We start from the raw sequence: 1,440 nt of genomic DNA, 5'->3' as shown, positions 1-1,440 counted from the left end.
TTGTGAGGTGCTTTGCGAAACGCTTTGCGTGGCACCACCCGCGCGAGCGCCCTCCCTGATTTTGAGGGAAGCAGGAAGCTTCAAGGAGTACCGGACAAGATCCCTGTCCAGAAAGGGAAGCCGAAGCTCAACGCCGTTGGACATGCTCACAACATCATCACGGTAAAGGTCGCGCTCGTAAATCTTCCTCAGACCTGCAAGGCACTCCCTGTTGATGTCACTGGAGGAACGATGCCTCTGGTAGCCTGCGAAAATCTCCTCGCTGCCAAGACCGGAAAAAACAACCTTGCAGTTGTCAGCATAAGCATGCCTGCAAGCAGCATCAAGAGCAAGGGCAACTCCCACCTTGACAACATTCGTGTCCTCAATCAAAGGCACAATTCTTGGAAGAGCATTCAAAACATCATCAGGCGAGAGGAGGATTTCCTTGAGCGGAAGGCCGTGAAGCTTTGCAGCTTTCCTCGCGGCAACAAGATCTTCAGGCAGCCTGGCAGAATCCCAGGCAACAGCAGTCGTATAGCAGGTAAAATCAACACCTGCCCTCTTCAAAAGAAGCGCAACGAGAGTGCTGTCAACGCCGCCGCTGAAGAGAACGCCCACTTTCCTGTCCCGTGAGGGAACGCGCTTTTTTATCGATGCCTCCAGGAGAGCAGAGATTTTCTTTACCGCTTCGTCCTCTGAGATGTCCGACTCAACAGGCGAGACATCAAAGTAATCCCTCACGAACGAATGAAGATTGCCGCCTGCCGCGTCAAGAACAATGAAGTGCCTTGGATTGAGCTCAAAAACAGGACTGAACCCGAGCTTTTCCAGAACCTTCTTCTCAGAAGCAAAGGCAAACCCGCCGGAATGGCTGAACCACAACGGCTTTACTCCTATGATGTCCCTCGCAACGAGGAGCTTCCCCCCGCGGAAATACGCAAAGGCATACACGCCGTCCAGAAGGGAAAGCGCACGCTCTATTTCCCTGTCGTCAGAGAGGTCAACGGAATCAAGAAGAAACAACAATGCTTCCGCATCATTCTTGGGAGAATGATGCTCCACCCGGAGTTCTTTCCAGTTGTAAATCTCGCAGTTCGCAACCAGAATGCTGCCTGCCTTTTCGTTGGCAACGGGCTGGGGCACATGATTCACGACAGCATGAAGGGCATGCCCTAAAAATCCGTTACCTGCCTTCATGATGCCGCTGCCGTCCCTGCCTCTTGATTCAAGCATGCTGACGCCTGCCTCAATCTTCTCCCTCAGTTTCTGCCGGGCAGCATCCTGATTCCTGTTCATGTCTTCGCCAGCGGGAAAGATTCCTATAATACCGCACATAAGACCGCAGGAAAAATGCCGCATTAAAAAAGGTTTGTCTCGAAAGAAGGTCTGTCCCGACAAAGGCATTGAACAGAGGCATTGAAAGAGAAAAGATAAACAAAAGGTCATGAATCCTTGAGG

Annotated in this window: 1 protein-coding gene; it reads right to left on the bottom strand. The window is 51.7% G+C overall.

Features of this window, described 5'->3' with window-relative positions:
- On the bottom strand, window positions 1-1,317 hold a 1,317-nt coding region (locus tag D6783_02505), incomplete at its 3' end, for an asparagine synthetase B (GenBank protein ID RME53255.1).
- Window positions 1,318-1,440: the final 123 nt, after the last annotated feature.

The organism is Candidatus Woesearchaeota archaeon, from assembly GCA_003694805.1.
Classification (GTDB): Archaea; Nanobdellota; Nanobdellia; order Woesearchaeales; family J110; genus J110.
Note: the sequence above shows the minus strand (reverse complement) of the source record. Positions and strands in the feature narration are given on the sequence as shown.